The 26,233-nt window shown below is 62.9% G+C and carries 24 protein-coding genes and 2 tRNA genes; 5 read left to right on the forward strand and 21 right to left on the reverse strand.

Features of this window, described 5'->3' with window-relative positions:
- Positions 1 to 16: 16 nt before the first annotated feature.
- Together NKH06_RS00730 and NKH06_RS00735 are read right to left on the reverse strand one after the other, a co-directional pair.
- Complete coding sequence (locus NKH06_RS00730) at positions 17 to 385, reverse strand: four helix bundle protein (RefSeq protein ID WP_023812280.1); 369 nt, start codon at positions 383 to 385, stop codon at positions 17 to 19.
- Between the two features lie 36 nt (positions 386 to 421).
- Positions 422 to 1,591, reverse strand: coding sequence for an isobutyryl-CoA dehydrogenase (locus tag NKH06_RS00735; protein WP_352439876.1), 1,170 nt, complete (start codon positions 1,589 to 1,591; stop codon positions 422 to 424).
- Between the two features lie 149 nt (positions 1,592 to 1,740).
- On the opposite strand from NKH06_RS00735, the gene NKH06_RS00740 reads away from it, so the two are divergent.
- Complete coding sequence (locus NKH06_RS00740) at positions 1,741 to 2,355, forward strand: dimethylsulfonioproprionate lyase family protein (protein ID WP_023812278.1); 615 nt, start codon at positions 1,741 to 1,743, stop codon at positions 2,353 to 2,355.
- The gene (locus tag NKH06_RS00745) at positions 2,355 to 3,830 is read left to right on the forward strand and encodes a cobyric acid synthase (protein WP_352679768.1); all 1,476 of its coding nucleotides are present in this window, start codon (positions 2,355 to 2,357) and stop codon (positions 3,828 to 3,830) included. Before NKH06_RS00740 ends, NKH06_RS00745 begins: the two co-directional genes overlap by 1 nt.
- A 152-nt stretch (positions 3,831 to 3,982) precedes the next feature.
- Here NKH06_RS00745 and NKH06_RS00750 read toward each other — a convergent pair whose 3' ends face one another.
- The 4 genes from NKH06_RS00750 to NKH06_RS00765 form a co-directional block, all read right to left on the reverse strand.
- Positions 3,983 to 4,402: a VOC family protein gene (locus tag NKH06_RS00750; RefSeq protein ID WP_352629361.1), complete on the reverse strand. Its 420-nt coding sequence runs from the start codon at positions 4,400 to 4,402 to the stop codon at positions 3,983 to 3,985.
- Positions 4,403 to 4,473: 71 nt separating this feature from the next.
- Positions 4,474 to 5,304, reverse strand: coding sequence for a helix-turn-helix domain-containing protein (locus NKH06_RS00755; RefSeq protein ID WP_352891873.1), 831 nt, complete (start codon positions 5,302 to 5,304; stop codon positions 4,474 to 4,476).
- Between the two features lie 102 nt (positions 5,305 to 5,406).
- The gene (locus NKH06_RS00760) at positions 5,407 to 5,577 is read right to left on the reverse strand and encodes a hypothetical protein (protein WP_023812274.1); all 171 of its coding nucleotides are present in this window, start codon (positions 5,575 to 5,577) and stop codon (positions 5,407 to 5,409) included.
- Between the two features lie 51 nt (positions 5,578 to 5,628).
- Complete coding sequence (locus NKH06_RS00765; protein WP_023812273.1) at positions 5,629 to 6,414, reverse strand: TSUP family transporter; 786 nt, start codon at positions 6,412 to 6,414, stop codon at positions 5,629 to 5,631.
- A gap of 147 nt (positions 6,415 to 6,561) precedes the next feature.
- Here NKH06_RS00765 and NKH06_RS00770 point away from each other — a divergent pair, with 147 nt between their 5' ends.
- Positions 6,562 to 6,993: a TerB family tellurite resistance protein gene (locus tag NKH06_RS00770; RefSeq protein ID WP_352552444.1), complete on the forward strand. Its 432-nt coding sequence runs from the start codon at positions 6,562 to 6,564 to the stop codon at positions 6,991 to 6,993.
- A gap of 21 nt (positions 6,994 to 7,014) precedes the next feature.
- Here NKH06_RS00770 and NKH06_RS00775 read toward each other — a convergent pair whose 3' ends face one another.
- From NKH06_RS00775 to NKH06_RS00795, 5 genes are all read right to left on the reverse strand, one after another.
- Complete coding sequence (locus tag NKH06_RS00775) at positions 7,015 to 8,637, reverse strand: ABC transporter ATP-binding protein (RefSeq protein ID WP_352891876.1); 1,623 nt, start codon at positions 8,635 to 8,637, stop codon at positions 7,015 to 7,017.
- Complete coding sequence (locus tag NKH06_RS00780) at positions 8,634 to 9,503, reverse strand: ABC transporter permease (protein ID WP_352891879.1); 870 nt, start codon at positions 9,501 to 9,503, stop codon at positions 8,634 to 8,636. Before NKH06_RS00780 ends, NKH06_RS00775 begins: the two co-directional genes overlap by 4 nt.
- Positions 9,500 to 10,447, reverse strand: a complete 948-nt coding sequence (locus NKH06_RS00785; protein WP_352891880.1) for an ABC transporter permease — start codon at positions 10,445 to 10,447, stop codon at positions 9,500 to 9,502. Before NKH06_RS00785 ends, NKH06_RS00780 begins: the two co-directional genes overlap by 4 nt.
- A gap of 265 nt (positions 10,448 to 10,712) precedes the next feature.
- Entirely contained in the window at positions 10,713 to 12,191 is a 1,479-nt protein-coding gene (locus tag NKH06_RS00790) for an ABC transporter substrate-binding protein (RefSeq protein WP_352629373.1), read from the reverse strand.
- A gap of 162 nt (positions 12,192 to 12,353) precedes the next feature.
- Positions 12,354 to 13,634, reverse strand: a complete 1,281-nt coding sequence (locus tag NKH06_RS00795) for an acetylornithine deacetylase/succinyl-diaminopimelate desuccinylase family protein (protein WP_352891882.1) — start codon at positions 13,632 to 13,634, stop codon at positions 12,354 to 12,356.
- A gap of 222 nt (positions 13,635 to 13,856) precedes the next feature.
- Between NKH06_RS00795 and NKH06_RS00800 the strand changes: the two genes are divergently transcribed.
- Entirely contained in the window at positions 13,857 to 14,285 is a 429-nt protein-coding gene (locus NKH06_RS00800) for a L,D-transpeptidase (RefSeq protein ID WP_023812266.1), read from the forward strand.
- Between the two features lie 61 nt (positions 14,286 to 14,346).
- On the opposite strand, the gene NKH06_RS00805 is transcribed toward NKH06_RS00800, so the two are convergent.
- The 10 genes from NKH06_RS00805 to NKH06_RS00850 form a co-directional block, all read right to left on the reverse strand.
- Positions 14,347 to 15,330 carry a lipid A biosynthesis lauroyl acyltransferase gene (locus NKH06_RS00805; RefSeq protein ID WP_164892933.1) on the reverse strand — a complete coding sequence of 328 codons (984 nt, stop codon included), beginning with the start codon at positions 15,328 to 15,330 and terminating at the stop codon, positions 14,347 to 14,349.
- 13 nt (positions 15,331 to 15,343) lie between these two features.
- Positions 15,344 to 16,372 (reverse strand): zinc-binding dehydrogenase, encoded by a 1,029-nt coding sequence (locus NKH06_RS00810; RefSeq protein WP_127291678.1) that lies wholly within the window; start codon positions 16,370 to 16,372, stop codon positions 15,344 to 15,346.
- 37 nt (positions 16,373 to 16,409) lie between these two features.
- A complete protein-coding gene (locus NKH06_RS00815) occupies positions 16,410 to 17,681 on the reverse strand; it encodes a beta-ketoacyl-ACP synthase (RefSeq protein ID WP_127291675.1) in 1,272 nt (423 codons plus the stop codon).
- A gap of 51 nt (positions 17,682 to 17,732) precedes the next feature.
- The gene (locus tag NKH06_RS00820; RefSeq protein ID WP_128303982.1) at positions 17,733 to 18,923 is read right to left on the reverse strand and encodes a beta-ketoacyl-ACP synthase; all 1,191 of its coding nucleotides are present in this window, start codon (positions 18,921 to 18,923) and stop codon (positions 17,733 to 17,735) included.
- Between the two features lie 56 nt (positions 18,924 to 18,979).
- Positions 18,980 to 19,261 carry an acyl carrier protein gene (locus NKH06_RS00825; RefSeq protein ID WP_010909964.1) on the reverse strand — a complete coding sequence of 94 codons (282 nt, stop codon included), beginning with the start codon at positions 19,259 to 19,261 and terminating at the stop codon, positions 18,980 to 18,982.
- 231 nt (positions 19,262 to 19,492) lie between these two features.
- Positions 19,493 to 20,635 (reverse strand): slipin family protein, encoded by a 1,143-nt coding sequence (locus NKH06_RS00830; RefSeq protein ID WP_023812260.1) that lies wholly within the window; start codon positions 20,633 to 20,635, stop codon positions 19,493 to 19,495.
- Between the two features lie 352 nt (positions 20,636 to 20,987).
- Positions 20,988 to 21,057, reverse strand: a tRNA-Asn gene (locus NKH06_RS00835).
- A gap of 2 nt (positions 21,058 to 21,059) precedes the next feature.
- Positions 21,060 to 21,133, reverse strand: a tRNA-OTHER gene (locus NKH06_RS00840).
- Between the two features lie 229 nt (positions 21,134 to 21,362).
- A complete protein-coding gene (locus NKH06_RS00845) occupies positions 21,363 to 21,911 on the reverse strand; it encodes a histidine phosphatase family protein (protein ID WP_352439882.1) in 549 nt (182 codons plus the stop codon).
- A gap of 103 nt (positions 21,912 to 22,014) precedes the next feature.
- A complete protein-coding gene (locus NKH06_RS00850; RefSeq protein WP_352439883.1) occupies positions 22,015 to 25,035 on the reverse strand; it encodes a caspase family protein in 3,021 nt (1,006 codons plus the stop codon).
- Between the two features lie 143 nt (positions 25,036 to 25,178).
- Here NKH06_RS00850 and NKH06_RS00855 point away from each other — a divergent pair, with 143 nt between their 5' ends.
- Complete coding sequence (locus NKH06_RS00855) at positions 25,179 to 26,129, forward strand: AEC family transporter (protein ID WP_128303984.1); 951 nt, start codon at positions 25,179 to 25,181, stop codon at positions 26,127 to 26,129.
- Positions 26,130 to 26,233: the final 104 nt, after the last annotated feature.

The raw sequence follows: 26,233 nt of genomic DNA on the forward strand, positions 1-26,233 counted from the left end.
TAGGCAGTAGGCATGTCTATTCCGGTGTAAGTCTGACAATGAGTTGGCGAAGCATTTTGCCGATGCCCTCGGTCGATATCAGCAAGTGATCAGCTTGATCATGCGTGGCAAGGCCAATGCGTTCGGCGATCTGGAGGTGTGTCTCGAACTCCTTCAGCGAGCCTTGGGCGATCCGGAGAAATTGCTGATAAGAGCCTCTGTTGTCTCGACCATAACCTTCGGCGATGTTTGCAGGGATAGAGGTCGCTGAACGGCGGATTTGGCTGGTCAACCCGTACAATTCTTCCTTGGGCCATGCCTTGGTCAAAGAATAGGTGGCGACAGCCAGATCCATCGCCTGCTGCCACACGATAAGATCCTTGTACGAACTGATCTTGCCGGTCATCTCACTGCCTACTGCCTACTGCCTACTGCCTACTGCCTACTGCCTACCAATCAGCGCCCGCGCGATGATGACGCGCATGATCTCGTTCGTGCCTTCCAGGATCTGGTGTACCCGCAGGTCCCGCACCAGCTTCTCGATGCCGTAGTCATGCAGGTAGCCATAGCCGCCGAGCAGCTGCAGTGCGTCGTTGGCGACGTTGAAGCCGGTATCGGTGACGAAGCGCTTGGCCATCGCCGACCATTTGCCGGCATCCGGCGCCTTGCTGTCGAGCTTCGAGGCGGCGGCATAAAGGAAAATACGCGCCGCCTGCAGCTCGGTCTCCATGTCGGCCAGTCTGAACTGCAGCGCCTGGAACTGGTTGATCTTCGAGCCGAAGGCCTTGCGCTCGGCGGTGTAGGAAAGCGCCTTGTCGAGCGCCGACTGCGCGCCGCCCAGCGAACAGGCTGATATGTTCAGCCGGCCGCCGTCGAGCCCGGCCATGGCGATGCCGAAGCCCGCGCCTTCGCCGGACAAAAGGTTTTCCGCCGGCACCTTGCAATCCTCGAAAATCACCTGGCGGGTCGACTGCATGTGCCAGCCCATCTTGTGCTCGTTGGCGCCGAAGGAGAGGCCTGGCGCGTCTTTCGGCACGATGATGGTGGAAATGCCTTTCGGCCCCTCGGCACCGGTGCGCACCATGACGGCGTAGACATCGCTGTCGCCAGCGCCGGAGATGAACTGCTTGGTGCCGTTGAGGACATAGTCGTCGCCGCTCCTGACCGCACGGGTCTTGAGCGCCGCGGCATCGGAGCCGGAGCCGGGCTCGGTCAGGCAGTAGCTCGCCAGCCATTCCATCGACGTGAGCTTGGGCAGGAAGCGCTGGCGCTGCTCGTCATTGCCGAAACGGTCGATCATCGAGGCCACCATGTTGTGGATCGAGATGAAGGACGAGAAGGCCGGATCGGCGTGCGCAAGCGCCTCGAAGATCAGTACGGCATCGAGCCGGCCGAGCGCGGAACCACCGACGTCATCGCTGATATAGATGCCGCCAAGGCCGAGCGGCCCGGTCTCGCGGATCACGTCGGCCGGGAAATGCTTGTTGCGGTCCCAGTCTAACGCATTCGGCGCGACACGGTCTGCGGCGAAGGCCTGCGCCATCTCCTGGATGGCGCGCTGCTCCTCGTTAAGTTCGAACTGGCTGGTGCTCGCATCGACCGCGGCGTCCATGGCGTGCTCCCTAATCTTCGACCTGTTGGCCTGTCGTTTTTGGCTTTGCGCGCGCACCAATCTAGACCAATGATGCCGCCGCGCAACCCGAGCCTATCAACCGGCCATTTGGGGAGCGGCTGTGCATCAATGCATGTCCGGAGCACAATGTGACGACAAAATTCGATGAACTGCTGGGCCGGTTCCACGCATACCTTGCGTCCGTGGATCACGCCTTGGTGCGCGAAGCCGTGGCGCGCATTGGCTGGGGCATGCCGGCCCGCACGCTGGAGCCACATCCGCTTGCCTGCCTGCGCCATCTTGATCGCGCCGCCGAACTGGCGCCGTCGGATGCCAAGCCGCTGGTGCAACTGCTTGCCGAGCGTCGGAATGATTTCCGCTGGGGGCAGACCTACAGCGAGGCGGATTTCGGAAAAGAGTTCATCGACAATTACGGCTGGCTGGAAGTGTTCGGCAACCGAGGCCACTTCGCCAATGACGCGGTCGCCGCCGGCGTGCTGATCCTTGGGCCTGATATCGTCTATCCCGACCACCATCACATTGCCGAGGAAATCTACATTCCGCTGACCGGCGGTACCGAATGGCGCATGGGCGAGAGCGGCTTTTGCATGCGCACGGCCGGCGAGGTCGTCCACCACGCGTCCAACGTCAATCACGCCATGCGCACCGGCAAGGACCCATTGCTGGCGCTCTACATCTGGCGCGGCGGGCCGCTGGCGCAGAAATCCGATATTACCGGAACCGTGGCGCAGGGCAGGGGCTGATGGCCAAAGCGATCATGCTGCAAGGCACGGGTTCGGATGTCGGCAAGACGGTGCTGGTCGCCGGCCTCTGCCGGGCGGCAAAAAAGCGTGGGCTGAAGGTGCGGCCATTCAAGCCGCAGAACATGTCGAACAACGCCGCCGTCGCCGACATTCCGGGCGACAACAATCATGGCGGCGGCGAGATCGGCCGCGCGCAATGGCTGCAGGCGATCGCTTGCGGTGTTGCGCCATCGGTTCACATGAACCCGGTGCTGCTCAAGCCGCAGACCGATGTCGGCGCGCAGGTCATCGTGCAGGGCAAAATGTTCGGCGAAGCGCGGGCGCGCGACTACCAGGCGATGAAGGGCCGGCTGATGGATGCCGTGCTGGACTCCTGGGGCAAGGTCGGCGAGGGCGCCGATCTGGTCATCGTAGAGGGCGCCGGTTCGCCGGCCGAGATCAACCTGCGCAGCCGCGACATCGCCAATATGGGCTTTGCCACGCGCGCCGACGTGCCGGTGGTGCTGGTCGGCGACATCGATCGCGGCGGCGTCATCGCTTCGGTCGTCGGCACGCATCTGATCCTGCCGGAAGAGGACCGGCGCATGATCGTCGGCTACCTCATCAACAAGTTTCGCGGCGACGTTTCGCTGTTCGACGACGGTCTGAAGTCGATCGAGACATTCACGGGATGGCGCTGTTTCGGTGTCGTTCCGTGGCTGAAGGCGGCGGCACGCCTGCCTTCGGAAGATTCGGTGGTGCTGGAACGGCTGGCATCCGGCGAAGCGCGCGCGCTGAAGGTGGCGGTGCCGATGCTTGGCCGCATCGCCAATTTCGACGATCTCGACCCGCTCAAGGCCGAACCGCAGGTCGAGGTGGTGTTCGTGCCGCCGGGAAAGCCGCTGCCGGCCGATGCCGGACTGGTGGTCATTCCGGGCTCCAAGTCGACGATCGGCGATCTCCTGAAATTCCGCGAGAACGGCTGGGATCGCGACTTGCTGGCCCATCGCAAGCGCGGCGGCCATGTCGTCGGCATTTGCGGTGGTTTCCAGATGCTCGGCCGTGCTGTCCGCGATCCCGACGGCGTCGAGGGCAGCGTCACCGAAGCCGAAGGGCTAGGCCTGCTCGACGTCGAAACGGTGATGGAACCGGAAAAGACGGTGCGCAATATCAGCGCCCGTTCGGTGCAATTCGACTTGCCGCTCGAAGGCTACGAAATCCATCTCGGCCGCACCACCGGACCGGATACGCTGCGGCCGTCGGCAATCATCAATGGCATCGAGGATGGGGCGGTGTCGGCCGACGGCAAGGTGTTGGGTACTTATATGCATGGCCTGTTTGGCGCCGATGGCTTTCGCGCCGCCTACCTTGCGAGCCTTGGCGTCAGCGGCGGCGGCGTCGATTATCGCGCCGAGGTCGAGAAAGCGCTGGACGAGATCGCGGCCGAGCTGGAGACTAATCTCGACTGTGACGCGATTTTTGGGTTGGCTCGATAGATCCCCGTTGGCTAACCACCTTGGCAATTAGCGAGAAACGCCGATCACGTCGTCATCCACGGGCGGAGCAAGGAGCGTAGCGACGCGGCGCAGACCCGAGGATGACGAAGTTGAGGACGCCTCGGTCAATCCCCAGCCAGCAGCGCAATAACTCAGGCCTTCTCGCCAGCCTTCGGCCAGTAGGTGCCAAACGACCAGACATTGCCTTCCGGGTCGCGGCAGATGAACTCGCGGCTGCCATAGTCGCGGTTGGTCAATTCCTGGATGATTGTGGCGCCGGCCTTCTTGGCCTTGGCATAGGCGGCATCGGCATCATCGACTGCAATGTAGATCGACTTGCCGCCGCCTGAGCCGGGCTCGCCGACCATCTTGCCGTAGTCGTCGTCGCGCACCGTGCCCAGCATGATCATTGAGGAGCCGAAGACCAGTTCGGCATGGTGCACGACATCGCCTTCGCCATAGCGGGCCCGGACGCTGAAGCCGAAAGCCTCGCCCAGCCAGTCGATCATTTTTGCCGCGTTCTTGTAGCGCAAAGCGGGGTAAAGCCGCGGCGCTTCAGTGGTGGTTGGCATGGGAACCTCCTTCATTGGGTTGGTCGATAACCCACCCTGCTCAAAGGCCGTTCCAGCGTCTTGAAGAAATGTTACCTGACTGAAAGCGAGGTTGGCGTCTCGCCGGCAAGATCACGAAACTCGCGCACGAGATGCGCCTGGTCGGCATAACCGCAATCGGCGGCGATATCCGCCCAGTCGGCGGTCTGCTGCCTCGACAGACCGAGCGCGCGGTTGAAGCGCACGATGCGCGACAGCGTCTTGGGGCCGATGCCGATGGCGTTGGAAAAACCGCCGGCGAGATGTTTGCGGCTCCAGCCCAGTCTTTCGGCGATCGATGCAATGCGGGTCCGGCCGCCGGATGTGATGATGCGGTCATAGGCCCAGGCGATTTCGAGCGGCGTTTCCGCGGCGTTCTCGAGACGGGCGGTGACGAAGGCTTCGGCCACGTCGAAACGCGTGGCCCAGTCCGGCGCGTTGCCAAGCCGTTCACGCAGCGCCATGCCTTGCGCGCCAAGCACGTCGTCGAGGGCGACCATGCTGTCAGCCAGCTCGCTCATCGGCAGGCGGAAGAAACGGCGTGCGCCAAGCGGCGTGAAGTTGACCTGGACGCAGCAGGCGCCGCCGAAGGATTCGATCACCACCGGTCCGGCATAGAGACCGGCGGCGAAACTGGCGAAGCGGTCATTGTCGCCGGGCGCCTTGCCGAGGCCGATGGCGAAGGGTTCGGCTAAGCTGATGACCAGCGGTACGGTGAGCGACGCGTATTCGACGTTGCGCATATGGCCGGGCGCCATTTCGCGATAGCCGCAAATGTCTGACACAATGCCCTCAAGTCGAGGGTCGGGCAGGCGCCGGCGCATCTCGAACCGCCCGGCGACGGATCGGTCCTGCTCTTGCTGGGGTTGCATATCGACGGGCATTGGCCATCCTTGCGCCAAGTCAAATCTAGCAGACTCGAGGCCGGAATCAAAAGCGCCCCGGGTTTGGGCGGGCGCGCCTCGGCCCCACTTCAAGGGAAATGGTCAGGCGCCGCGCATCAAGCAGCCGCCGGCAAGCACGATGAAAGCAATAAGTACGATCCACACCGATGCGAGTGGAATGAATGCAAGAACGCCAAGCGCGGCGAGGACGCCGATGATGGCGATAACAACGGAGATGATAAAAACGATCTGGGTAGGTGCGCTAAGATTCATGTCTGCCTCTCCAACATGATTCGAACAGCGGCATTCTATCAGGGCGCGTGATCACACACCAATCAAGGCGCGCAGTGGGTTCGCCGGGTCGGCCAGCAGCTTCACAGCAAGCGCCAGGCACACGATTACCAGCAGCGGCTTGATCAGTTTCGCGCCGATGCGCATGGCCAGGCTGGCGCCGACGCGGGCGCCGAGGAACTGGGCAACGCCCATCATCAGGCCGATCTTCCAGTAGACGACGCCGAAGGCCGCGAAGACGATGAAGCCGCCGATGTTGGAGGCGAAGTTGAGCAGCTTGGTATGCGCCGTCGCCTTGAGCACGCCATAGCCGGCAAGCGCCACGAACGCCAGCATGTAGAAGGAGCCTGCGCCCGGTCCAAACAGGCCATCGTAGAAGCCGATGGCGGGCACAAGGATCAGTCCGAACAGGAAGGGCGACAGCCGCTCGGCGCGGTCGATGTCGTTCATGTTGGGCTTGAACGCGAAGTAGAGCGCGATGGCGATCAGCACGATAGGCAGGGCAGCCCGCAGAATGTCACCCGGCACGATCGTTGCCAGCAAGGCGCCGATGGCGCTTCCGACAAGGGCCAGAAGCGCCGACGGCAATTGCCGGCGGAGGTCGACATGACCCTTCGATGCGTAGTGGATGGTCGCCGAGCCCGAACCGAACATGCCCTGGAGTTTGTTGGTGGCGAGCGCCTGGACCGGCGTGAAGCCGGCAAGCAGCAGCGCCGGCACCGTGATCAGCCCGCCACCGCCGGCGATCGAATCGACAAAGCCCGCGGCAAAGGCGGCGAAGGCGAGCATGGCGACGGTCTGGATGCTAAGGTCGATCATCTGGTGTATGGGGGTGTCCGGCCGGCTGAAATATCGGGCGTTCGACCACGGCCGCCCTGTTTGCGCAAGGTCGATTCCGCGCTACCTCTATCCAAGCGCATCGCGCTTGGATTTGTATTTGTGTGGTTAACCGGAAAGAGGCTCCTGATGGCATTCGCATTGCTGGACCAGATACGTCAGATATTCGACGGCGACCCGGGTGTGCGCAAGGTGGCGGACGATCCGGTCCTGTCGGCGGAACTGCTGATGCTGTTTCGCATGATCCTGGCCGATGGGTCGGTCAGCGAGAGCGAGATGGTTGCCTTCCGGCGCATCTGCAAGGACGCCTTCGGCATTCAGGAAAGCAGCATCGACAGCGTCATCGAATATCTCAACGAGTTCGGCTACGAGACCAACGGCTCGCAGGCGATTGCACTGTTCCGCGATCTCGACATCGAGCGGCGCCGGCAATTGGCCAAACATATGGCGGAGATCGCCAAGGCCGATTCGCAACTGGCCGAGAGCGAGGTGCGCCTGCTGCGCCGCACGCTCGACCTGCTCGATATCAGCCCGGTCGATGTGGTGAAGCCGCAGGAGTGATTGGGCCGCCTTCTCTCCTGATCAGCCTTGCTCTCGCAGCCGCTTGGCGATCGCCCGGTGTAAATCAGGGGCTGCGGTGACAAGTGCCTTGGCCGCCTCCGACTGCGGGTGATCCAGCACCTCGTTTGTCTTGCCGCGCTCGACGATCTTGCCGTCATGCATGACCAGCACCTCGTCCGTGATGGCCCGGGCGACGGTCAGGTCGTGGGTGATGAAGAGATAGGCGATGCCGAGCTTCTGGTTGAGTTCGGCGAACAAATCGAGGATTTGGGCGCGGATCGAGACGTCGAGCGCCGAGACCGGCTCGTCGGCGACGACCAGTTTCGGGCGGGTGATGATGGCGCGGGCGATCGACAGGCGCTGGCGTTGGCCGCCGGAAAATTCGTGCGGGTATTTGTCCATGTCGCTGATGCCGAGACCGACTTCGTGCAGCGCATGCGCCACCATCTCGCGGCGCTCGGCGCGTGTCGGCTTTTTCTCCAGTACATGCAGGGGTTCGGCGACCAGTTTTTCGACCTTCTGGCGCGGGTCGAAGGAGCCGTAGGGATCCTGGAAGACGACCTGCATGTCACGGCGGGCCGGCTTCAGCTCGGCTTCGCTCTTGCCGGTGACGGTCTCGCCTCGGAACCGGATCGTGCCCGAGCTTGGCTGGTCCAGCGCCAGGATCATGCGGGCGAGCGTTGACTTGCCGCAACCGGAGCGGCCGACCAGCGCCACTGACTGACCCGGCGCCATCGACAAGGACACGTCGTCGACGGCGCGGATAGCAGACGCCCGCCTGAACAGCGAGCTGCGCCGCCCGGCATAGTCGCGCGTCACGCCCTCGACCAGAAGCAGGGGATGGCCCGCCTCGATGCCATGCGGCCTGGCGCGCGCCGGCACATGCATCGAGGCCTGCGCCAGCTGGCGCGTATAGGGATGGAGCTGTTCGGACAGCGTGCGCGCCGTGTCGCCGGCTTCCATCACCTCGCCGCCGCGCAGGATGGTGATGCGGTCGGCCATCTCGGTGACCACGGCGAGGTCATGCGAGATCAGGAGCAGGCCCATGCGGCTTTCGGCGACGAGGTCGCGCAAGAGGTCGAGGATCTGCGCCTGCAGCACCACGTCGAGCGCCGTCGTCGGCTCGTCGGCGATCAGCAGCTTCGGCTTCAGCGCGCAGGCGATGGCGATGACGACGCGCTGGCGCTGGCCGCCGGACAGTTCATGCGGATAGCGCGACATCGGGAATTTCGCCGAGGGCAAGCCGACACGGTCGAGCATTTTTCGCGCCCGGTCTTCGGCCTCGGCGCGGCTGGCCTTGGTGTGCCAGCGTATGCCTTCGGCAACCTGTTCGCCGATGGTCTTGACCGGGTTGAGCGCCGTCATCGGCTCCTGGAAGACCATGCCGATGTCGTCGCCGCGCAGCGCGCACATCTGGTCCTCGGTTGCTGCCAGGATGTCGATGCCGTCGAATGTGACATGTCCGGTGGCGCGCGCGGCATGGGGCAGAAGCTGCATCACCGTCAGGGCGGTCATCGATTTGCCCGAACCGGATTCGCCGACCAGCCCCATTACCTCACCGGGCGCGACGGAAAGCTCCATACCCCTGAGGATCTGCGTGTCGCCGATAGTCAGCGACAGGTTCTCAATGTCGAGCAGGCTCATCGCTGCCGCCGCGATTTCGGATCGAGGATGTCGGCAATGCCGTCGCCCAGCAGGTTCAGTCCCAGCACGGCGACGACGATCGCCATGCCCGGAAAGATCGACATCCATGGCGCCACCACCATGCGGGTCTGCGCGTCGAACAGCATGCGGCCCCAGCTCGGCATCGGCGGCTGGGCACCCAGGCCCAGATAGGAAAGCCCGGCCTCGGCCAGGATGCCCAGCGCGAACTGGATGGTGCCCTGCACCAGGAGCAGCGTGGCGATGTTGGGCAGCACATGTTCGATTGTGATCTGCGTGCTGCTCTTGCCGGCGGCGCGCGCGGCCAGAATGAACTCGCGCGGCCAGATCGCCAGCGCGCCGGCGCGGGCGACACGGGCAAAGACCGGAATGTTGAAGATGCCGATGGCGATGATGGCGTTGATCGCGCCCGGCCCGAAGATGGCGGTGATCATGATCGCCGACAGCAAAGCCGGGAAGGCGAAGACGAGATCGTTCAGCCGCATCAGTGCCTCGTCGACGAGGCCGCCGCGTGCCGCGGCAAAGGCGCCGAGCGGCACGCCGACCCCCATGCCGATGCCAACCGCGACCAGCGCCACGGCAATCGAATTGCGGGCGCCGACCATGACCATCGACAGGATGTCGCGGCCGAAATGATCGGTGCCGAACCAGTGCGTCAGAGAGGGGGCTTGCGTCTTGTCCGATATCACCAGTTTGGTGACGTCGTAGGGCGTCCACGCATAGGAGACGATTGCCATTGCCAGGATCAGCAGGGTGATGACGAAACCGGCCACGAAGGCGGTGTTCCTGAATGCCTTGGCCAGGATGCTGCCGAACGTCTCCTCTGGGATGTCGATGTGCAGTGTCATTGCCGGCTTCTCAGGCGCGGATCGACAACCGCATAGGAAAGATCGACGAGAAGGTTGACGGCGATGATGGCGGCGACCAGCAGCATGACGACGCTTTCGACGACGATCAGATCGCGCTGGGTGATCGCCTGGAATACCAGCCGGCCGAGGCCGGGCAGATAGAAAACATTCTCGATGATGATGGTGCCGGCAAGCAGGAAGGCGAATTGCAGGCCCAGAATGGTCAGGACCGGGATCATGGCGTTGCGCAGTGCATGCCGCCACAAGACTGCGCGATAGGGCAGGCCCTTGGCGCGGGCGGTGCGGATGTAGTCTTCGCTCAGCACCTCGATCAGCGCCGAGCGGGTGACGCGCGCCAGGATCGCGGCTTGCGGCAAGGCAAGTGCGACCGCCGGCAGCAGCAGCGATTTCAGGGCTGGCCAGACGCCGGCACTCCAGCCGGGAAACCCACCGGCCGGGACCAGCCGCAGCCAGACGGCGAACACATAGATCAGCATCAGCGCGAACCAGAAATTGGGCACGGCGACGCCAAGCTGTGCGGCACCCATCGAAATCGTATCACCGGCGCGTCCACGCCGGCTGGCGGAAAACAGGCCAACGGGAATCGCGATGATGGTGGAGAGCGCAAGTGCAATCAGCGCCAGCGGCAGCGAGACGGCAAGCCGCTCGCTCACCAGGTCGATGACCGGCACCGAATAGGTGTAGGAACGGCCGAAATCGAGGCTGAGCAGGCCGCCGGCCCAGTGCAGATAGCGCAAGGCCAGTGGCGCGTTGAGGCCCATCTGGTTGCGGAGAAGTTCGATCTGGTCGGCGCTTGCGTTCATGCCCAGCATCAGCCGTGCCGGATCGCCGGGCAGGATCTCCAGCACGGCGAACACCACCATGGAAGCCAGCAGCAGCGTGGCGATGGCGACGGCGATGCGTTTTAGGAGATAGGCGGTCATGGAAGCGGAGGCACTGTTATTTTGTCCACCGGGCAAAGGTTGCGTTCCCGCACACCCCCCTCTGTCCTGCCGGACATCTCCCCCGCAAGGGGGGAGATTGTGCTCTCATCGAGGCTTTCGCCAATCGTTGACGGTGCGCAGACCAAGAAGGTTGCAAAGGGTGCACCATCGGCCAAACTGCCGATCTCCCCCCTTGCGGGGGAGATGCCCGGCAGGGCAGAGGGGGGTGTGACGGAGCGCAAGTTCCGCCAGGCAGCCTGAGTCTTCAATCCGACCACTTCACCTTGGTCAAATCATTGGCCTGGATCGGCGCGTTTTCCCACAGCCCTTGCAGCTTGGCGTCCCAGACTCCGACCTTCGGCAATTCGTAGAGGAAGCCGACCACGGCATCGTCGGCCAGGATCTTCTGTGCCTGCCCCAGCAATTCCTTGCGCTTGGCTTCGTCGGAGGTGACACCGAGGTCGGCAATCACCTTGTCGAAGGCTGGATTGTCGTAGTTGAAATAATAGTCTTTGCGCGAATAGATATCGATGTCGTTGGGCTCGGTGTGGGAGACGATGGTCAGGTCGTAATCCTTCTTGGTGAACACCTGATCCAGCCACTGTGCCCATTCGACCGGAATGATTTCCAGATCGATGCCGACGTCGCGAAGTTGTGAAGCGATGATCTCGCCGCCGAGCCGCGCATAGGCGGGCGGCGGCAGTTTCAGCGTCGCCTTGAAGCCGTTCTCGAGGCCTGCCTCCTTCAGCAGTTCCTTGGCCTTGGCGACATCATGCGGGTAGCGGCCGGTGAGGTCGACATAGTCCTTGTTGGCCGGCGACATATGCGAGCCGATCGGCTGCCCGAGGCCGGCCGAGGCGCCGTCGATGATCGCCTTGCGGTCGAGCGCGTAGGAGATCGCCTGTCTTACCTGCAGCTTGTCGAAAGGCGGCTTCTTGTTGTTGATCGACAGGATGGTCTCACCCTCGGTCGCGCCGATCACAACCTTGAAGCGCGGGTCGTCCTTGACCTGGGCGACGCTGTCGGCATCGAAGAACGGGAAAGCCTGGATGTCGCCCGAGAGCAGCGCCGGCACATAGGCGGCTGCATCCGGCACGATGCGGAACTCGGCCTTGTCGAGGGACGCCGGCGTACCCCAGTAGTTATCCGATTTGACCAAGGTGATCGACGATCCCTTGGCCCAGCTCTGGAACTTGAACGGGCCGGTGCCGATCGGTTTCTCCTTGTTGGTATCGGCAGATTCCGGCGCCACGATTACCGCGTCGCCCCAGCCCATATTGTAGAGGAACGAGCCCTGCGGGTTTTTCAGCGTGACCTTGACGGTTGCCGGGTCGACCACGTCGACTTTGTCGATGGCGGCGAACAGGCCCTTTTGTGCGTTGACGGAATTTTCGGCGCGGGCTCGATCGAGCGAGAATTTCACGTCGCTGGCGTCGAAGTCGGTGCCGTCATGGAATTTCACGCCGGTGTGCAGCTTGAAGGTGTAGACCTTTCCATCATCGGAAATGGTCCAGCTTTCGGCCAGATCCGGCAGCACCTCGCCATTCGGCCCGATGCGTGTCAGCCCCTCGAACACATTGGCGTAGAGAACCTCGTCGATTGCCGCGGCGGCACCTGCGGTTGGGTCGAGATGCGGGGGTTCGAGCGGAATGCCGATGACCAGGTCGGTTCGCGCGGCAAACGCGGAGGTGCCGGCGGCCAGCGACAGCACCGCGGCCGCCAGAATGGTTTTCCACAATTTCATCGTGCAACTCCCCATGCGTTCAGACACGTGCTCGAACCCGGGCGATAGAAGCGTGATTTCGCCACGGAGTAAATTGCGTTTCGTTCTGCCCGTTGGCGGGGCCGGGAATGTTTTTGTCCTGGCGACCGCATCGGCAGGTCGAAGCTTGTCGCGGTGCGCACCTTATTCCGCGGCTGTGCCGCGCAGCAGCACGTTGAGCCCTATTGCCATCACCTTGGCCGATTCCACCATGTCCGATATGCCGACCCATTCGTCCGGCCGATGCGCGAGGTCGAGAATGCCCGGCCCATAGGCGATGCAATCATAGATATGGCCGATGCGCGCAATGTGCTTCTGGTCGTAGGTGCCGGGCGAAATGACATAGTCGGGTTCGCGGTCGAAGATCGCCATGATGCCTTGCGCAACCGCCTTGACCACCGGGGCGTCGCGCTCGGTCATCAGCGGCAGCACTTCCATCAGGTCGCGGATTTCGTAGTCGAATTTTGTCCGCTCGCGCTTTAGCCGGTCGAGAATACCGGTCACTTCGCCTTTGACGGTGTCGAGATCTTCCTCCAGCAGGAAACGGCGGTCGATGGTCAGCCGGCAGGAGTCGGGCACGTTGGGCGACGGCAGGCCGGGCCGGAAGTCCTCGGTCTGGCCGCCATGGATCGAATTGATGTTCATGGTCGAGCGTTTTGCCCCTTCGGGCACGACCGGCATGCGCGTCATCTTGCGGTCGAGTGCGGGGAACAGCTCGTCCTCGAAAGCCCTCAGCACGGCGCCCATGTGACGTACGGCATTGTCGCCGAGAAACGGCATCGAGCCGTGCGCGATCTCCCCCTTGGTCTCGATCTCCGCCCACCAGACACCGCGATGACCGAGACAGATGCGGTCCTTGTTCAGCGGCTCGGGAATGATGACATGGTCGACCCTGGGCTTCGAGAAATAGCCGAGCCTGGCCAAATGGGCGACGCCGCCGAAACCACCGGACTCCTCGTCGACCGTGCCGGATATTTCGATGGCGCCGGGAAAATCGGGGAAGACTTCCAGGAAGGCTTCGGCTGCGACGATCGAGGCGGCAAGACCGCCCTTCATGTCGCAGGCGCCGCGGCCGTAGACCTTGCCGTCTTTGACGATGCCGGCAAAAGGATCGACGGTCCAGCCGTCGCCAGCTTCGACCACGTCGATGTGTGAGTTGAAGTGGACGCAGGCGCCTGACGATCTTCCGTCGAAACGGGCAACGACATTGACGCGCGGGTAGCGGTCGGTGTCGCCGGGCGTGCCTTCTGCGCGGATGAATTCGGTCTCGAAACCGCTCTTCTTCAGCCGCGCGCCGAGATATTCGGCGCATGGCCGATAGGCCTCGCCGGGTGGATTGATGGTCGGAAAACGGATCAGCTCAGTGGTCAGCGCGACGACATCGTCGCGCCTGTCATCGATTGCCCGGAGGAGTCGCTCGTTCATACCCAGAGTTGAGCAGCGATCTCAGCGGTTTTGCAAGCCCGTTGGTGATCGAGCCTGGGCGGCGTGTCGTTGCGGCAACTATTGCGGGAAATCGTTCAAATTCGCTGCTTTGGATTGGCGAATTGGTCAAGGTGTGTGTGTTAGCCCGTTCATCTGCCATTAAAAAGATGAAAGACAATTTGAGGGCAGACAGGTTAGGGGCAATCAAAGGGGTTTGATCGCATGAAAAAGACAGTTCTCATGGCAGCCGTGTTTGTTGCGATGCTGTTCGGTGCTTCGGGGCAGGGCTGGGCAGCCAGCCTCGTTGCAAATATTGACGTGTCATCGCAGACGATGACCGTCAGATATGGTGCGTCGGTTTACCGGTGGAGCGTCTCCACCGCGCGCAAAGGCTACATTACCCCGCGCGGCAGCTATCGGCCGCAACGGACGGCGCGGATGTGGTATTCGCGCAAATACGACATGTCGCCGATGCCTCATTCCGTGTTCTTCCGCGGCGGCTATGCCATTCACGGCACCGGCGCGGTGAGGCAGCTCGGGCGCCCGGCATCGCATGGCTGTGTGCGCTTGCACCCGACCAACGCCGCCGCCTTCTATGCGATGGTTCGGCAAGCCGGCTTCGGCAATACGCGGATTGTCGTGACGAACTGAAGAGATTCAGGTTCGCTGTTGTCGGCTGGCGCAGGGCTAACACCCTCGCCAGCAGTTCTGTTTAAGCGTTTGGGACCGCTTTTGCCTGCGAGGGCCGCTTTCGACGCCCGCCGCTGATCTCCCACCTTTTGTGGAACCACATCCACTGGCCGGGATCTTCTCGCACCCAGCGTTCGACGACATCGTTGAGACGCTGGGTGGTGGCGTGGACATCGACGCTGCCGTCAGCGGTGCGCGGCAATGTCAGCTTGTCCTCGATTTCGAGCCGGAAGCGGTTGCCTGGCAGCCTGATGCAGCGCGCCGGATAGACGTCGCAGTCATAGTGACGGGCAAGGGTGGCCAGCACCCGATTGCTCTGGCACGGACGGCCGAAGAACGTCGTATCCAGTCCATTGGAGAATTTCTGGTCGACAAGGATGCCGATGTTGCCGCCGTTCTCCAGGACCCCGGCCAAGGCGAATGAAGCACCGGCCATCGATGGCAGCAACGAGCCCATGGTCGAGCGGCGCGTCGAGAGGATGTAGTCGGCAAGATAAGGATTGTTGGGCGGCCGAAACAGCGCCGTGATGTTCATGCCGAAGGTCGCCGCCGCCACCGGCAGCAATTCGAAATTGCCGAGATGACCGGTAAAGACGATATGCGGCTTCTGTTCGCCAGCGATTTCGACGAAGTGGTCCGCTCCTTTGACCTCGATGCGGCCGGGCTTGATGGCTGTAGGGTCATAGTCGAAGAGGGCGTCGAGAAAGATGTATTCCGCGGCAAGACGGGCCATGTTGCCCCACATGTCGGAGGCGATCGCCTGGATCTCGGCTTCGCTCTTTTCCGGATAGGCCTTGCGCAGATTGTCGACGGCAACCTGATGGCGTCCCACCCGGGGGCCGACCATGCGTGCGACGCGGTCGGCGAAATTCAGCGCACTGTCGGCCGGCAGCAGGCGCAGGACCGAGATGATCATCATCGCCGCCCGCGCCACCAGCCAGTAATTGAGCTGGCGCAGTTGCCTGCCGTAACGAAATTTTAGATCCCGGCGGAACTTCTTGAACACAGAGGTCAAGGCTCTAGCCGACGCGCAGGATGATCTTGCCGAACACGTCGCGGCCTTCCATGCGCTTCAGCGCGGCATCTATACCGTCGAAGTCGACTTCGGTATCGATGACAGGTGCGACCTGTCCCGCCGCCATTTTCTGCATGGCGTTTGCCATGTTCTCCATGCGGCAGCCAAAGGAGCCAAGCAGTTTCAATTGCTGCTGGAACAGCTGCATGAGGTTGATCTGCGTCGACACGCCGGAAGTCGAACCGCAGGTCACCAGGCGGCCGCCACGCTTCAGGCACAACATCGAGGCGGCAAAAGTGTCGGCGCCGACATGTTCGAAGACGACATCGACGCCCTTCTTCTTGGTCAGCTTGCGCACGACGCCCTCGAAACGGTCGTCGCGGTAGTTGATGACATGGTCGGCGCCGAGCGCCTTGGCCTTGTCGATCTTGTCGTTGGAGCCGACCGTGGTGATGATGGTGCAGCCCATCCGCTTGGCCAGCTGGATGGCCGCCGAGCCGATGCCGGATCCGCCGGCATGGATAAGGATCGTCTCGCCGGGCTGTAGCCTGGCGTTGTCGAACAGCATGTGCTCGACCGTGCCGAAGGTGACGGGCGCGACCGCCGCGCCGATGTCGGTCACGCCGGGCGGGGCAGGGACCAGCAGGCGAGCCGGCAGGTTGATCTTCTCTTGCGCGAAACCGTCGAGATGGAAACCGTGCACACCCGAAACATGTTCACAGAGGTTGTCGCGGCCTTCGCGGCAGGCTCGGCAGAGGCCGCAGGTGCGCGCGCCGTAGATCGATACCAATTGTCCGGGCAGCAGGCTGGAAACGCCGGGGCCTACCGCCTCGACCTCGCCGGAGGCTTCGGCGCCGACGACCAGCGGCAGCTTGCGCTTGGCGAAGGCCATGCCGCGCCAGCCCCAGACGTCGATATGGTTCAGCGCCACCGCCTTGATGCGCAGCGTGACTTCGCCAAGTGCCGGCGGTGAGGGTGGCGGCAGGTCCACCGTTTCAAGACGGCGGTCCTCGATAAGTTGCAATGCGCGCATTGGGCCTGTCGGTTTCGGTCTGGCTGAAAAAGGTCGCTTAGACCGGTTCCCGCGCCATGACAAGGCAAGTGTTCTGGCCGCCGAAGCCGAAGGAGTTCGACAGAACGGTGCGAACCTCGGCATTGCGCTTCTTGTTCGGCACCACGTCCAGCACGATCGCGGGGTCGGGATTGTCATAGTTGATGGTCGGCGGAATGACGCTTTCGCGCATCGTCATCAGCGAAAAAGCTGCCTCGACCGCGCCGGCGGCCGACAGCGTGTGGCCAATCATCGACTTGTTCGACGAAACCGGCATCGAGCCGATCCGCTCGCCGAACACCGTCGACAGCGACAGATGCTCCATCTTGTCGTTTTCGGGCGTCGAAGTGCCGTGAGCGTTCACGTAGTCGATCTCGTCTTCGCTCAAGCCGGCATCGGCAAGCACAGCACGGACCGCCGCGATCGCCGGCGAAGCGTCCGGCTTCGAGCGGGTGCGGTGGAAATCGTCCGCCTTTTCGCCGCAGCCGCGCAGGATGCCAAGAATCGTGGCGCCGCGCGCCATCGCGGCTTCCAGCGATTCCAGCACGAGAGCGCCGGAGCCCTCGGCCAGCACAAAGCCGTCGCGCTCCTTGGAGAAGGGTTTTGACGCCTTTTCGGGAATGTCGTTGTGGGTCGACAGCGCCGACAGCAGCGAGAAGCGGATCAGCGCCTCGGCGGTTGCCGAACCGTCGGCGCCGATCGACAGCGCCCGGTCGCATTCGCCGCGGCGGATCGCCTCGACACCGAGCTGGATGGCGGTGGCGCCGGAAGCGCAAGCGGTCGACAGCGTGATCGGCAGCCCGCGTGTGCCGAAACGGTCGGCAAGCCGGTCGGCGATCGAGCCGAACTGCGTGGTCTCGAAAATGTCTAGTTCCTTCAATCCGCGCGCCACCCGCAGCAGCCGTTCGCCGCCGGAGTCCAGTTTGTCGGAATTGTAGAGCGCGAAGCGGTCGTGCCAGTCGAGTTCGACCGGCGGTGAAGCGAGGAAGAGAGGACCACCGAAATCACCGGAATCGAGGCCGGATTCGGCCACGGCCTCACGCGCGGCGGTTTCCGCCAGTTCATAGGTGAGGTGGCTGGAGCCCTTCGAGCTCGATGGCAGGAAGTCGACCATGCCGGAGATGCGGGTGTTGAGATGATCGACCGGAAAACGGGTGATCGGGTGGATGCCCGACTTGCCCGAGGTCAGCGCCGCCCAATTGTCGGCCTTGCCGACGCCAAGCGAGGTCACCACGCCGATGCCGGTGACGGCGACGATCGGCCTGCCCATATGATCGTTCAGATTGGCCATGCGGGAGCCCTCGAGCGTTTATCGTTGCAGCATGGATCGTGGAACACCGCCTCAGGCGGCGTTGATCAGCGCCATGCCCTCGAATTGGTGATAGCCGATCGCCGTTGCAAGGACGGTTGCGGGAACCCCTTCGAACGGCTTCTCGGCTGCGGCATCAAAAACGGGGTAGGCGGCCTTGCGATCGACGGCCAGCGCCGCCAGTGCCACGGCGAAGGGAAACTGTGCTTCCTTCATGTGCCCGGTCAGCGTCGAGAAGCCGCGCGCGGCAATCGCCGGATTGGCGTCGAGCGCTGCTTTCTCGGCGATGGTTGCCATATGGGCGCCTGACGCGCCCGACAGGGCCAGTAATTTGCCGTTCGGCATTGCAGCCTGCTTGAGCAGTGCGGCGATCTCGGTGTCGAGTTCTCCCCGTGGGCGCCTGGCGCGGCCGGAGACGACCGGCCCAAGCTCGGCATAAATCTTTCGTCCGCGGCTTGTCGCGTGTTCGCGCTGCTCCAGCACCAGGAAGGCACCGCCGGATCCAGTCACGACGCCGCCGCCCTCAGCCCCCTGTCTTTGCCAGACCGGCTTCCACGGGCCGCGATGCAAATAGCCGGCGAGTTCATAGCCGAGCAGCATGTCGGAATGTTCGGTCTGGAAGGCACCGCCGACCAGGATGTGCGTCGACTGGCCGGAGCGGATGCGCGCGGCTGCCGTCTCGACGGCGGCGACACCGGCACCTTCCTCACCCATGAAGGTTCTGGATGAGCCCGTCACCTTGTGGACGATGGAGATGTTGCCGGCGAGCAGATTGGAAAGCTGGGCCAGGAACAGTGTCGGCCGCAATTCGGTGGTCAATTTCTCGTTGAGCAGCACATCGCGGTCGTTGCGGCTTTCCGAAGCGGCGAGAATGGCGGCATCGACCGCCTCGTCGCGTTCGCCGCCGCCTGCGGCCACAACCATGTCCATGGTCGTGCAGAGTTCGTCATTGCCCTTGATGCCGGCGTCGTCCAGCGCCAGGCCTGCGGCATAGGTGCCGAGCCTCTGCCAGGTTTCCATCTGGCGCTGATCGCCGCGTTTGGCGATCTGCAGGTTCCAGTCGATCTCCGGCAATGGATGGACGGTATAGGGTGCAAAGCGCGCCGCTTCGAGCACCGGTTCCAGGCCCGGCTGCGCGAGCTTCTGCCAATGGGCGTCCGGACCTTCCCCCAGCGAGGAGACAAGGCCGATACCAGTGATGACGACGTCGCGGGGGCTGCTCATGAGCGGCTTTGTGGGTCAGGCGGCAGGGCGCGTCAAGATCACGCGCTCAACCGAAGTCAGGCGGTCTTGGCGGCAACCAGTGCGTCGATCTTGGCGCACAGGTTCTTCATGACGAAGTAATCGTCGGTCGAAGCCTTGCCGTCATTGACCTCCTGGGTCCACTTTTCCAGCGGCACCTTGATGCCGAATTCCTTGTCGATGGCAAAGACGATGTCGAGGAAATCGAGGCTGTCGATGCCGAGATCGTCGATCGTGTGGCTCTCGGGCGTAATGGTGTCGATATCGATCTCGCTGGTGTCGGCAATGATCTTGGCGACTTTGTCGAACGTGGTGGACAAGGGCTTTTCCTTCGGTTGCGGGCGGAATCTGTCCGCATCTTGTTTGGGCGCTGTCTAATCGGTTTTTCCCGGCAGGAAAAGGCCTGATACGCCGGGCGCAGATGGGAAGCCTGCTCTGTAAAGGCAAGAAGGGACGCCGGCTGACCGGCGGCCCTTCCCTTTGACGTTACGTCAGCCTTTGTCTCGATGCATGTCGTTCCCCAAAACCGGAACCACTTTGGGCGACATGCATTAGCTGTCGCGGAGCTTGACCAGGTCGTTCAGCAGCCCGCCCGTTCCGTTGTGGACGGTCAGCCGCTCGACCTTGCCGGCGATGGTTTCCAGAGCCTCAAGCTCCTTCAACCGCAGCATCACCGGGTTTTCCGCCATCACCCTGGCCGTGTTGAGGAGGGAACGCGTCGCGTTCGTCTCCTCGCGGCGACGGATGATGTTGGCCTCGGCCTGCTTTTCGGCCGACACCACCTGGTTGAGGATCTCGCGCATCTCGCCCGGCAGGATGACATCCTTGAGCGCGATATCACTGACCTCCACCCCGATCTCGGCCATGTCGGCGCGAACCTTGCCGGCGGCCTCCTCGTCGATCGTCACCTTCTTTTCAAGGATCTGATCGAGTGTCAGCGCGCCAAGGGTCTTGCGGAAGGCGTACTGCAGGGCGCGGTAAAGGGCTTCGGAGAAGTCCTTCACCATGCTCACCGCCTTGACAGGATCGACGACCCGGTATTCGGCTGCGATGTTGACGCGGATCGTCACGCGATCCTTGGTCAGCACTTCCTGCCCAGCAACGTCGAGCGACTGGCGCTTGAGGTCGACGACCTTGATCTGCACCATGCGTCCGACGTTCCAGAAGCCATGCACGCCCGCCGTCAGCGTCCTGACCAGGACACCGTCGATGAACAGCAGTCCGGCCTGACCGTCGACGACCGGGTGGACGGACATCAATTCCGCCTTCCGGGCCTGGCCGAGCCGGCGCATGACCGCCGCATCGATGGCGAGATCGACCGATGTGTCGATCAGCGTCACCTTCCACGGACCGGCATCCGTCCACAGCACGAGCTTGCGGTCCGGCGCCAGAACGGCGTGCAGATTGCCGTCACGCTCGATGATGGCGACATCCGTGCGCCCGGTGCGAACGACGGTGAAATGACGCGCGGCCACATCCGGGAGCTTGTCGAACAACGCCTTCTCGTATGCCGAAACGAATTCCGGGTTCTTCAGATCGTGCCGGGACACTTCAAGGCTGCCGCGCCGGTTGGCGAGCCAATGTTCGCCCGGCAGCAGGACAGTCTTGATCTCACCCTTGTGGAGGGTGAGGGCACGTTCGTTTTCCTTTACGAGGACGCGCTCGCGTCCAAGAACCTTGTCGAGAATTGTCATTGTTTCACTCCTGTCGGGCATGGCCACATGCGAGGCGTCAAGTCATGCGTCGATCGTTCCTTTCGTTTCTCGTTTCACATCGTCGTCTTGCGTCATCGTCCGGGCACGAATGATCCGGGGACTGGTGGCATCAATCCGTGGCGGGCCTTCGGGAGCGGATCGCGGGGCAGCGAAGCGGGCGCCGGAGGCCGAGCTTCCTTTGCCGGCGACACTGCGCCTTGATCGTCACCGCGGGCCTGGCCGCGAGCCGATGGCGAAAGACGCTTGGGATGATCCGCGCCCGAGGGCTTGGGCCATCCGTTCAGTCTTTCGCATTCCAGTCCCCTGACCGTTTTTCGGATGGTTTTTCAGGCCAATGGAGAAGGAATCGAACCTTCGACAGTCAGATTAACAATCTGATGCTCTAACCAAACTGAGCTATCCGTGGTGCAGATGAAGGGAATTGAACCCCCGACCTCCGGACCCAAATCCGGCGCTCTCCCGCTGAGCTACATCCGCGATCCCAGTCCCCAAAGCGGCGCCGTATACAGGGCGGCAAAGCCGCCTGCACGGGCGGAGGCGAAAGCTCCAACCGTTGTGCTCGCTTCGGTTCTCGTGACCGGGAGCGCGCCTATAGCCCCTGCGACGGGTTGTCGCAAGCGGCATTGTCGTGGCGGATTTGCGGCTTCTTGCGGCGGTGGCATTTCGGCAACACCGCTTTCGACGTCAGCGATCGCGCGCAGGGAGCTCAGAAGGTGACGCGGCCGAGCACGCGCAGGCTATCGCCCTGCGGCTCCACGACCACGGCCTCGCCTTCGCGCGGCGAGATGCCGGTCAGCGCCACGATGTCTTCCAGATGGGTGACCATGACCAGATTGTCGGAGCCGGAATAGGCGCGGATTTCTTTCAGGATCGCCGCGATCTGCGCGGCTTTCTGCGCCTCGTCGCCCTTCAGGAGATCGAGCGGAGCAAACAGCTCCGGCTCGGCCTCGAAGGCGATGCGGGCAGTATCGAGGCAGCGGCAATAGCGGCTGGACAACACGCGCTCGATCGGTGCCGCACGGGCGGCAAACAGAGCGCCGATCTTGCTCGCCTGTTGCTTGCCACGGGCCGACAGGTTCATCTGGGTGGCGCAACTGTCGATGTCGAAATTGGCCGGGTCGGTGGTGCCGGTGACCATGGCATGGCGCAGCAGCACGACATGTCCGCCATCGCGCAGCAGCGCCCAGCCTGCATCCGTGGCGTGGGCCACGCCGGGAATAAGAAACAGGAACAACGCGAAGGCAAATCGAATCATCCGCTATCCTTCTCCGGTTCCCGGCAATGGGTTCCGGTGACGGGACATATAGGGACGGTAAAGCCAGCCGAAAGACAAGGCGCGGTCGGCGGGATGCGTAGACCTACTTCTTCGCCATCTGCTTCTTCACCAGATCGATCTTCTGGTCGGTGAGCGGGATGGGGATTGTGTAGCCGGCTTCGGTAAAGCCCTGCTTGGCGTTCTCGAAGAATTCGATCGCCTTTTGATATTCGGCCTTGCCCCCGCCATAGCTGGCTCGGTTCCAGCTGACGTCACCGAGATTGTTCTGCGCGAAGGCCCATTGCATGGGCAGGCTTTCCCTGGTGAATACCTTCAGCGTGGCCGCGAAGGCGGCCTCGGCATCACCGAGGTATTTGCCGGTGCGTTCGAGATTGCCGAGGTTGAGCAGGCTCATGCCGATGCCGTTCTGGGCGTTGGCCCAGTCGACTGGTGCCGCGTCGACGGTGAGTACTTCGAGGGCTGCTCGGCGGGCCGCTATGGACTCAAGCAGCGTCCTGGAGTCGGCATTGCTCATGCTCAGCCAGTGCAGCGTCGAGCCGAGGCCGGCCTGGGCCAGCGCCCATTGGCGGGGGTTCGTCTCGCGCTTGTACTCGCGCAACGCATCGCGGTAGGCGGCAATGGCTTCACCATAATGTTCCGGCTTGTCGGTGACGCCGCCGAGGAGCTGCAGCGTGTTGCCGAGATTGTAGTGGCTCATTGCCCAGTCGAGAGGGAATTTCCGTCTGACATAGACCTGCCGGGCCGCCCGGAAGGCCGCGGCCGACTGCTCCAGCTTGGCCGCGTCGCGGGTGCGCTGGCCAAGCGTCTGGTAGATCGAACCGAGATTGTTCTGCGCCGACGCCCAGTCCATCGGGAAACGCTGCCGGGTAAAGACCGTCAGTGCATCGTCATAGGCGGCCGCGGCCTCTTCGAGCGCGCCGGTGCCCATATCGAAACGGGCGACACCGCTCAGCGCGTTGCCGAGGTTGAGCCTGCTGGTCGCCCATGAGACGGGGAAGGTTTCACGGGTTCGCACTTCAAGCGCGGCACGGAACGCGTTGGCCGCCTCGTTTATCTTCGCCTTGTCGTTGAGCTGAATGCCGAGCGACACCAGCGTGTTGCCGAGATTGTTCTCGACCATCGCCCATTCAACCGGCGCCTTTTCGCGTGTGTATTCCTCAAGTGCCAGCCGGTAGGCCGCCTCGGCTTGCGTCAGATGTTCGCCGGCGGCCTCGCGCTCGGAAAGCGCATAGAGCGCCAGGCCGAGATTGTTCTGCGAAGCGGCCCAGTCGAGCGGGACCTTGTCGCGCGGGCGTTTTTCGAGTGTGGCGCGCATCGCCACCACCGCCTCGTTCAGGCGTTTCGGGTCGCTCTCACGTTCGCCGATCTTCAACAGCACGTTGGCCAGATTGTTCTGCGCGGCGGCCCAGTTAAGATCGTCCTTCTCGCGCTCGAACACGACAAGGGAATCGCGAAAGATCCGCGCTGCCTCTTCAAGGCGCGCGGTCTCCGTCTCTCGCTCGCCGATGGTCTGCAGCACCACCGCCATGTTGTTGCGGGTGATCGCCCAGTCGCGATTCTGTTCGTCATTGGGGATGAAGTTCAGAATGGTGCGATAGGCCTCGATGGAGTGCTGCAGCGCATCGAGATCGCCGGTGGCGTAGCCGTAGGCGTTCAACGCCTCGGCTTGCTGGTTCTTGTAGTTCCAGCGCAGCTTGTCGTCCCATTTCTCGGCCAGCGAGAAGGCCTTGGCGTAATCGCCTGCGGCGGATTTGTAGTCGAAGACCAGGCCAGAGGCATCGGCGCGCCTGGCATAGATCGCGGCATCGGCAAGACGCTTCTGCTTGACGAGATCCTCGGCTTGATCGACCGCGTCGTTGGTCTCTTCGATCCGGCCGACGGCATCGTCGAGGAATTTACGCGCCGTCACGATGGCGCCCTGGCTGATGGCCTTGTCGGCGGAGGCGACAAGCCGTTTGATCTCCGGATCGTCGGTGCGAAGCGCTGCACGCTCGGACATCATCTTCTTCAGGCGCTCGGCCTGGGCGTCGAGCACCTTTTGCAGGTCAGTCGGATCTTCCGGGATCTTTTCCGTGCCGAGCGCTTTCAGCACGCCATAAAGCGCATCAAGCGGCACGCCTTCCTGCAGCGAGGCCAGTTCCACCTGCGCCCGTTTGGGGTCGGGCAGGTCGGAAATCGTCAGCAGCAGCTGGCGCCGCTCGCCGGTGATCAGCCCGTCGTCGCCGGTCGGCTCCGCCGGCGCGACGCCGAAATAGAGCAGCCGGCGCAAGCTTTCATTGACCCAGGGGCGCTGCTTTGCCTTTGTGTCGAGATAGACCTCCTCGGTCACCATGCGCATGACCGAGCCGAACTCGGTACCCTTCATCGCCGCGAGGTGGCGCAGCAAAGCGGACGCATAAGGGCTGTTTTCGCCGGCGGCGCCATCGAGCGCTGGACGACCCGGTTCTGCGGCAAAGCCGACCACCGTACCCAGGCTCGCGTCGGCCGCCGGCGCATTGCCGAGCGCCTTCGCGCCGCGCACCGGCTCCAACCCGCCGGCGCCTATGGGCGAGGCGGAAGCGGTCGGTGAGCGCCGGACCATGGCATCCGCGGGGAATGGATTGGTGCGGCAGGCGTCGAGCAGCATGATCGTCACCGGCACTGTCTTTTTCAATGCCTCCATGACGGCCGATATCGGCACAAGGCTGGTGCCGGCATCCTTCAGCGACGGGACGTCGGCATCGACCGGAACCAGATAGTTTTCGCCGCCGGCCTCGATGCCATGACCGGAGTAGTAGATGAAGGCGACATCGGCGCCGTCGGCATCTTCGGTGAACCGCTCCAGGTCGCGCTTCAGCTTGGTGGCGTCGCGGTCGGTGACGCTGCGGGCGTCGAAGCCAAGGTCGGTCAGCATCTTGGCCATGTCGCGGGCGTCGTTGGCGGGGTTGGGCAGGGCGGCGATGTGCAGGTAATTCGACTGGCCGATGATCAGCGCCACGCCCTTAAGGCTTATTGTCTCGGCAACTGCAAGCGCGGTCGCGGCAAGGCAAAGCAGTGCGGCGATGAAAGCCGTCAGCCATGCCCGCCGCAAAAGATTAAGCTTCGAGGTTTCGACAAAGGTCATTTGTCGTTCGCATCCGCCCTGATGATCCAAGCCCTCTATAACGCTGCCAATGGACCATGATCAAATTTGGCCATGATCAAATTAGGGCATGATCAAATTCGGGCGCGATTGCGCCGCGGCCGTGGCTCGCCTATCCCTGAAAAATGTCGCCGCTCACCGAAACCGTTCTTTTCGTCTTCAGCCTCGTCGCGCTCGGCTATCTCACCGGGCTCACCGGCTATCTAAAGCCGGCCAGCGGGGACGGCATCTCCGAATTCGCCATCAACGTGGCGATGCCGCTGCTGCTGTTTCGGACGATGGTGAATTCCGATTTCCATGGCGTGGCGCCATGGTCGCTGTGGGGCGCTTACTTCACCGCGGTTGCAATGACATGGGCTGCCGGCCATCTGGTGACGACGCGAATCTTCGGGCGGGACGCACGCACAGGTATCGTCGGTGGAGTGTCGTCGTCCTTCTCGAATGTGGTGTTGCTGGGCATTCCCTTCGTTCTCGGCGTATTCGGGTCCAGCGGATTCGAAGTGCTGTCGCTGCTCGTTTCCGTGCATCTGCCGACCATGATGATGGCGTCGATCATCATGTTCGAGATATTTGGCCGCGGTGGCAGCGAGCCCGTACACCCGCTGCGCATCATCCAGAGCTTTCTGAGAAGACTGTTCACCAATCCCCTGATCATCGGCATCCTGGCCGGGCTGGCATGGCGCCTAACCGGCGCGCCGCTGCCGAACCTTGCCACACGGCTGGTCGATGCGCTGGCTGACACTGCCGGGCCAGTGGCGCTGTTCGCCATGGGCCTCAGCCTGCGCCGCTTCGGTATCTCCGGCAATGTCCGGCCGGCTCTGGCGCTTTCGGTGCTGAAATTGTTCCTGATGCCGGCTCTGGTTCTCGGTCTGGTCTGGCTGCTTGGCCTGCCGCCATTGACGGCCAAAGTGGCGGTGGTGGTGGCGGCGCTACCATCCGGCATCAATTCCTATCTCATCGCCGTGCAGTTCAACACCGGCCAGGCGCTGGCGTCGAACCAGATGACAATCGCCACGGCGAGCGCGGTTGTTACAACCGCCTTCTGGCTGACGGTGGTGCTCCACGTTTTCGGATAGATAGCCAGATGGTGCGGCCAGCGATCGGCACGGCATATGTCCGGCCTGCTCTCGCCTCGGGCTGGTCCAACCCCTATATGCCATCTTGCGATTGCTTGCGGGCC

Source organism: Mesorhizobium sp. M1342 (assembly GCF_040317955.1).
Classification (GTDB): Bacteria; Pseudomonadota; Alphaproteobacteria; order Rhizobiales; family Rhizobiaceae; genus Mesorhizobium.

Coding starts and splice junctions, on each gene's coding strand:
- NKH06_RS00730 (WP_023812280.1), bottom strand. CDS start 385: ATGACCGGCAAGATCAGTTCGTACAAGGATCTTATCGTGTGGCAGCAG.
- NKH06_RS00735 (WP_352439876.1), bottom strand. CDS start 1,591: ATGGACGCCGCGGTCGATGCGAGCACCAGCCAGTTCGAACTTAACGAG.
- NKH06_RS00745 (WP_352679768.1), top strand. CDS start 2,355: ATGGCCAAAGCGATCATGCTGCAAGGCACGGGTTCGGATGTCGGCAAG.
- NKH06_RS00750 (WP_352629361.1), bottom strand. CDS start 4,402: ATGCCAACCACCACTGAAGCGCCGCGGCTTTACCCCGCTTTGCGCTAC.
- NKH06_RS00755 (WP_352891873.1), bottom strand. CDS start 5,304: ATGCCCGTCGATATGCAACCCCAGCAAGAGCAGGACCGATCCGTCGCC.
- NKH06_RS00760 (WP_023812274.1), bottom strand. CDS start 5,577: ATGAATCTTAGCGCACCTACCCAGATCGTTTTTATCATCTCCGTTGTT.
- NKH06_RS00765 (WP_023812273.1), bottom strand. CDS start 6,414: ATGATCGACCTTAGCATCCAGACCGTCGCCATGCTCGCCTTCGCCGCC.
- NKH06_RS00770 (WP_352552444.1), top strand. CDS start 6,562: ATGGCATTCGCATTGCTGGACCAGATACGTCAGATATTCGACGGCGAC.
- NKH06_RS00775 (WP_352891876.1), bottom strand. CDS start 8,637: ATGAGCCTGCTCGACATTGAGAACCTGTCGCTGACTATCGGCGACACG.
- NKH06_RS00780 (WP_352891879.1), bottom strand. CDS start 9,503: ATGACACTGCACATCGACATCCCAGAGGAGACGTTCGGCAGCATCCTG.
- NKH06_RS00785 (WP_352891880.1), bottom strand. CDS start 10,447: ATGACCGCCTATCTCCTAAAACGCATCGCCGTCGCCATCGCCACGCTG.
- NKH06_RS00790 (WP_352629373.1), bottom strand. CDS start 12,191: ATGAAATTGTGGAAAACCATTCTGGCGGCCGCGGTGCTGTCGCTGGCC.
- NKH06_RS00795 (WP_352891882.1), bottom strand. CDS start 13,634: ATGAACGAGCGACTCCTCCGGGCAATCGATGACAGGCGCGACGATGTC.
- NKH06_RS00800 (WP_023812266.1), top strand. CDS start 13,857: ATGAAAAAGACAGTTCTCATGGCAGCCGTGTTTGTTGCGATGCTGTTC.
- NKH06_RS00810 (WP_127291678.1), bottom strand. CDS start 16,372: ATGCGCGCATTGCAACTTATCGAGGACCGCCGTCTTGAAACGGTGGAC.
- NKH06_RS00815 (WP_127291675.1), bottom strand. CDS start 17,681: ATGGCCAATCTGAACGATCATATGGGCAGGCCGATCGTCGCCGTCACC.
- NKH06_RS00820 (WP_128303982.1), bottom strand. CDS start 18,923: ATGAGCAGCCCCCGCGACGTCGTCATCACTGGTATCGGCCTTGTCTCC.
- NKH06_RS00830 (WP_023812260.1), bottom strand. CDS start 20,635: ATGACAATTCTCGACAAGGTTCTTGGACGCGAGCGCGTCCTCGTAAAG.
- NKH06_RS00845 (WP_352439882.1), bottom strand. CDS start 21,911: ATGATTCGATTTGCCTTCGCGTTGTTCCTGTTTCTTATTCCCGGCGTG.
- NKH06_RS00850 (WP_352439883.1), bottom strand. CDS start 25,035: ATGACCTTTGTCGAAACCTCGAAGCTTAATCTTTTGCGGCGGGCATGG.
- NKH06_RS00855 (WP_128303984.1), top strand. CDS start 25,179: ATGTCGCCGCTCACCGAAACCGTTCTTTTCGTCTTCAGCCTCGTCGCG.